Below are 6,018 nucleotides of genomic sequence, written 5' to 3' on the forward strand. Positions count from 1 at the left end.
TGTGACAAGAAAAATGACTGTCGTTTCATTGGTTGCTGCTCTATTTAGTGCATCGGCTGTTGCTGAACAAAAGAGACCTCCAATGCCTGCCCCGGTTGTTGTTGTGAAAAAAACGGATGTACCTGTAATTTATGAATATCCTGCTAGAACGGAAGCTGCGCAACAGGTACAAGTAGTTGCTCAGGTGTCGGGTATTTTGGAGAAGAAGTATTACCAGGACGGTGATAAGGTCAAGGCAGGGCAGGATTTGTACTTGATTGATCCAAGACGTTATCAAGCAAAAGTAACTCAAGCAAAAGCGCAAGTGGATGTTGAAGAAGCGAAGGTGAAGCAAGCCGAGCGTGAATATAAGCGTGTTAAAGGTTTGTATAAGAACAAGGCGGTAAGTGAGCAGGAAGTGGACAATGCATTGTCCAGTTTTGAGTTGGCTCAAGCCGGTCTTGAAGGTGCAAAAGCTTCTTTGAGTGATGCACAAATTGATTTGGGTTATACGAAAGTGAAAGCTGAGATTTCAGGTTTTACAAGTCAGAAACAACAAGATGTTGGTAGTTTGGTAGGCACGTCTGCTGCTAATAGCACGCTGACGACTATTACGAATTTAGACACGATTTATGCGAACTTTTCGATTCCAGATAATGACATGAGTGAGCAACGTAGTTTGGTTGCGTCAGGTCAACTGGTAATGCCTGCAGATAGAAAGTTTGATGCTGAGATGATCGGACAGGATCAAAAGGTCATTGGCAAAGGTGTGTTGGATTTTACAGACAGTAAAATCGATACGAGCACGGGGAGTGTGATGGCAAGAGCAACTTTCGCGAATGCTAATCACGTTTTGCTACCGGGTGAATTTGTTCGGATACGTTTGTCAGGAGCGAAGCGACTAGGTGTGTTTACGATTCCTCAAAAAGCGGTGTTGCAAGTTGGACAGCAGGCGTTTGTTTATGTTGTGAAAAATGGCGTGGCGAATTTGATGCCGATACAGATTGCGACAACAAGTGGCGATAAGTTCTTGGTGAATGGCGGGCTTAAAGAAGGTGATCAGGTGGTTACAGCAAACCTGATTAAGTTGCGTCCGAATACGCCGGTTTCCCCTATTGTTCCAGGCGCAGTACCAAAAGCACAAGCGAATAAATAAAAGGACGTCTTCATGATTTCAAAGTTTTTCATTGACCGTCCGGTTATGGCGACGGTTTTTTCTGCAATTATTGTGATTGCCGGTTATATCGGTATGAAAGCACTGCCGATTGCTGAGTATCCTCAGATTGTTCCGCCGCAGGTAAATGTAACGGCAAGCTATCCGGGAGCTAATGCTGAAACCATTTCTAGTACGGTTGCGGCGCCTTTAGAGCAGGCGATTAACGGTGTTGATAATATGATTTATATTAACAGTACCACGTCGTCGGCAGGGACATTGAACTTAACCGTTACCTTTAAGATTGGCACGGATGCGGACAAGGCAACGATTGATGTTAACAATAAGGTGCAGAGTGCCTTGAGTCAGTTGCCGGAAGAGGTTCAGCGCTTAGGGGTGCAGGTGAACAAGCGTTCAAACAGTATTCTTAAGGTTATTGCGTTGTATTCACCAGACTCTAGTTTGGATACAGTCTTTATTGCCAACTATGGTTTGATTAACGTTTTAGATGACTTGAAGCGTATTCCGGGTGTCGGAGAAGTTCGCCAATTCGGTAGTAAGAACTACTCGATGCGAATTTGGCTTAACCCGAACAAAATGGCGAAATACGGTTTAACGCCAAGCGATATCGCGACGGCTATTCGTGGGCAAAACTCTCAGTTTGCAGCGGGTCGTTTTGGTCAAGAGCCGATGGATAAGCCTCAGGCGTTTACTTATACGGTCACGACGGAAGGTCGTTTCAGTGATGTAAAAGAGTTTCAGAATATTATTCTTAGAGCAAATAAGGATGGTAGCCGCTTAAGACTAAAAGATGTGGCGCGTGTGGAGTTGGGGGCGCAAGCCTATAACTTTAATGCGACTTATGATGGCAAGCCAACGGTTCCTCTGGGGATTTTCTTGCAGCCGGGTGCAAACGCCTTGGAAGTGTCCAAATTGGTTGACCAGGAAATGCATCGTATGTCAGAGAAATTTCCTGTCGGTTTGAAGTATGCCATTCCATACGATACGACAGAGTTTGTGAAAATCTCCATTGAAAAAGTTGTGCAAACACTGTTTGAAGCCTTGTTGCTGGTGGTACTGGTGGTGTTTTTGTTCTTGCAGAACTGGCGTGCGACGATTATTCCGGTGTTGGCGATTCCGGTGTCGATTGTCGGTACTTTTGCCGGGCTTTATTTATTAGGCTTTTCGATAAACCAGCTGACGCTGTTCGGGATGATTCTTGCGATAGGTATCGTGGTGGATGACGCCATTATCGTTATTGAAAACGTAGAGAGGATCATGTCTTCCGAAGGGTTGAGCCCTAGAGAGGCGACGATAAAGGCGATGCATGAAGTAACCGCGCCGGTTATCGCAATCGTGCTGGTGCTTTCCGCGGTATTTATCCCGGTTGCCTTTATTCAAGGTTTGACGGGGGAGATGTATAAGCAGTTTGCGATCACCATTGTGGTATCGGTGACGATTTCCGGGATTGTGGCATTGACACTGACGCCGGCACTTTGTGCGAACCTAATTAAACCGGAACATCAGGTTACAGGTAAGTTTTTCGATAAATTCAATGCTGGTTTTGGGTGGTTAACCGATAAGTTTGGCGCGGGTGTAAGCAAGATCATGCGTTATAGCTTGTTGAGTCTTATTTTGTTTATTGGTTTGGGTGCTTTAACGTATCAGCAATTAACAACAATTCCAAAAAGTTTGATTCCGCAGGAAGATAAAGGAACGATGTTTGTTTTGTCATACTTGCCCCCAGCCAGTTCTTTGTCGAGAACCGAAAAGGTAAGAGATCAAGTTTCGGAAATGGTACGTAAGCACCCAGGTGTTGAGCATGCGATCAGTTTTGCAGGGTTTGATTTACAGACATTTGCGGAAAAAACGGATTCAGGGGTTTCTTTTGTGAAACTGAAACCTTGGGACGAGCGTAAAGCCCCAAATCTATCAGAGCAGGCTATTGTCGGTTCTTTGTTCGGGCAGTTGATGCGTGTGCCGGATGCGTTCTCAATCCCAATCGGTATGCCTACCATTATGGGCTTGAGTATGACGGGTGGTTTTGAAGTTTACCTGCAGAACCGTAATGGTACTGGATCGCTTGAATTGAGTAAGATTACCGATGAGTTGGTGAAAAAAGCAAGTCAGCGACCTGAGTTGAAACAGGTAAGAACGACTTTCTCGACAAAAGTACCGCAGTATCGCGCAGTGCTAGACCGTGAAAAAGCCAATGCCATGCAGGTGCCTGTTAACCAAGTGTTTGCGGCGATGCAGGCGACTTTTGGTAGCTTGTATGTCAACGACTTCAACCTTTATGGACGTACTTATAAGGTAAATCTTCAGTCAGAAGCGAAATATCGTGAAGGACCTAGAGATATGTCGCAGGTGTTTGTGCGCTCTACCACAGGGAAGATGGTACCGTTAAGTTCGCTGGTCTCATTTAAGCGTGTAACGGGTGCGGACATTGTTGATCGATTCAACTTGTTCCCTGCGGCTAAGCTGATGGGTGAGCCAGCACCGGGTTATACTTCCGGTCAAGCGTTAAAAGCATTTGAAGAAGTGGCTAATCAGGTTTTACCTGAAGGTTATACGCTTGGTTGGGTTGGTGAAGCTTTCCAAGAGAAGCAAGCTTCTGGTGCTGGTGCGCAAGCCTTTATGTTCGGGTTATTGTTTGTATTCCTGATTCTTGCTGCGCAATATGAGCGTTGGACGATTCCTGTAGCCGTTATTGTGGCGGTACCGTTCGCAGTACTTGGCGCATCGGTCGCAGTGCATTTGGCAGGGCTGAGTAACGATATTTATTTCGAGCTTGGTTTGCTGACGCTGATAGGGCTTTCTGCTAAGAATGCCATCTTGATTGTCGAGTTTGCGATGCAGAAGCGTAAGGCGGGTATGGATCTGGCTCAAGCAGCAACTGAAGCAGCTAAATTAAGATTTAGACCGATTGTTATGACGTCTTTGGCATTCACCATTGGTGCGGTGCCACTTATGTTGAGTGAAGGTGCCGGTGCTGCAGCGCGTCATGCTGTAGGGACAGGGGTTGTTGGTGGTATGGTTGCTGCAACTTTCTTGGCGCCTTTGTTTATACCGATGTTCTTTAGATGGGTTGCGGCTTTCTCAGAATACGTATCCAAAGAAAAGATTTCGGAAAAACATTTACCTAAAGAAGAGTCATTATGAGTAATTTCAAGTTTAAAAAAACCATGAAAATATTTTCACCCAAGCACTTAATGGTGATGACTCCATTGCTGTTGGCGGCATGTAGTCAAATGCCTGTTTATGAAAAGCCTAAAGTAGATATGCCAAAAGTTTGGGCAGAGTCATTGCCAACATCTGTGCAAAAAGCTCAGATGACAGAAGAACAGTGGTGGGATAGTTTGTCCGGTGACAAAGTTTTGTATCAATTGATTGAAAAAGGGCGAGCGCAGAACAAAGATATTCAAATTGCTGTTCTACGTCTCAAGCAGGAAAGGTCTTACCTGACTCAAGCCCAGGCTGGAAGTTATCCAGAACTTGATGCCACGGCTGGAGCCTCTCGTACTAAGTCTAGTGATCAAACTTATCCTGTTGGCCAAGGCGCGGAATACAATAGTTATTCTTTAGGTGGGTTGTTGAGCTATGAAGTTGATATTTGGGGGAGAGTCTCTTCCATGAAAGCTTCAGCTGAGGCAAGCCTAAAAGCAACTGAAGCCAACAAAGATGCTGTCGACTTGAGTGTCACGGCAGCAATCGCCAATGCATATCTTAATTTACGAGCACTTGATCACTCTGTCATTCTTGCAGAAGATACGGTGACTTCTCGTAAAGAAGCGCTTGATTTAAGAAAGAAACAGTTGCAGCTTGGAAGTATTACGCCTTTATCTGTTCAACAGGCAGAAGCTGAATTGGCTTCGGTTCAAGTGTCTCTATATAAATTAAGAGAGCAAAGAGATTTGCAGCGCCATGCATTGTCTTTGTTATTGGGTGAATCGCCAGAGAAGATTTTGCAAGATAGCGAAAAACCTGATGGTAAAAAGTTCAAAGATCATCAAGTTTTGTCTGTACCAATGGGGGTACCTTCGGACCTTCTTTTAAGAAGACCTGATGTAGTCGCTGCAGAGCAGAACCTGATTGCTGCGAATGCCAATATAGGGGTTGCACGTGCTTCACTATTCCCAAGTATCAGTCTGACAGGCTTGTTAGGGGTTCAAAGTGAATCCTTATCTAACCTGTTTAAAGATGATGCGTTTAATTGGAATGTAGGTGCTAGCTTAACGGCGCCGATATTTGATTATGGTAAGAGAAGAGCGGATGTTGAAATTAGCCAAGCCGAAGAGAAAGAGATGTTGATTCAATATCAAGATACTGTCCGCAAAGGCTTTGCTGAAACACTAGATGCCTTGACGCAATATCATGCAAGTCAGTTACAGTTGGAAGCGCAACAAAGACAAGTGACCGCTTTGGCAAACTCGTTGGATCTGGCAAAAAAACGTTTTGATGCCGGATACTCCAGTTATCTAGAAGTTCTTGATGCACAAAGAAGCTTGTTTAACGCACAGCTTTCATATGTGAATACCAAGTTGGAGCACTACTCATCTTTAGTCAGTATCTATAAAGCTATTGGCGGAAACTGGATCTTGAAGAGTTAAAATCTACCAGGTTGGGTCTCTATTAAAAACGCCCTTTTGGGCGTTTTTTCGTATCCAAGAAATGTAAGTTGTTGAAAGTTTGGTTATTGGGATGAAAAGTGTAAAAAAAGTGTAAAAAAGTTAGGAATAGGGCTTGCAAAGATTTTCAGAGTGATTAGAATACGCATCTCTTTCACAGGCTCTGTGAGAGAAGTTAAAAACCGATTGAGATTTTAGAAGTTTGAATCGGAAGTTTTTTGAAAAGTTCGAGTTAAAAATTTTTCAAAAAACGAAAAA

At 44.2% G+C, this 6,018-nt stretch carries 3 protein-coding genes; all 3 read left to right on the plus strand.

From position 1 onward, the window contains the following. Nucleotides 1-82: 82 nt before the first annotated feature. Genes F8R13_RS10965 through F8R13_RS10975 form a run of 3 tightly spaced genes read left to right on the plus strand, consistent with a single transcriptional unit; the run spans nucleotide 83 to nucleotide 5,742 of the window. Entirely contained in the window at nucleotides 83-1,135 is a 1,053-nt protein-coding gene (locus F8R13_RS10965) for an efflux RND transporter periplasmic adaptor subunit (RefSeq protein WP_172967756.1), read from the plus strand. Between the two features lie 12 nt (nucleotides 1,136-1,147). Next, complete coding sequence (locus F8R13_RS10970; protein ID WP_152834506.1) at nucleotides 1,148-4,294, plus strand: efflux RND transporter permease subunit; 3,147 nt, start codon at nucleotides 1,148-1,150, stop codon at nucleotides 4,292-4,294. Further along, on the plus strand, nucleotides 4,291-5,742 hold the full coding sequence (locus F8R13_RS10975; protein WP_152834508.1) for an efflux transporter outer membrane subunit: 1,452 nt from the start codon (nucleotides 4,291-4,293) through the stop codon (nucleotides 5,740-5,742). The genes F8R13_RS10970 and F8R13_RS10975 overlap by 4 nt, the downstream gene beginning before the upstream one ends. Nucleotides 5,743-6,018 lie beyond the last annotated feature (276 nt).

This window comes from Hydrogenovibrio sp. JE_KL2 (assembly GCF_009296185.1).
Taxonomy (GTDB): domain Bacteria; phylum Pseudomonadota; class Gammaproteobacteria; order Thiomicrospirales; family Thiomicrospiraceae; genus Hydrogenovibrio.

Excerpts from the sequence above, each read along its gene's own strand:
- F8R13_RS10975 (WP_152834508.1), top strand. The coding sequence starts at position 4,291 with ATGAGTAATTTCAAGTTTAAAAAAACCATGAAAATATTTTCACCCAAG.
- F8R13_RS10965 (WP_172967756.1), top strand. The coding sequence starts at position 83 with ATGCCTGCCCCGGTTGTTGTTGTGAAAAAAACGGATGTACCTGTAATT.
- F8R13_RS10970 (WP_152834506.1), top strand. The coding sequence starts at position 1,148 with ATGATTTCAAAGTTTTTCATTGACCGTCCGGTTATGGCGACGGTTTTT.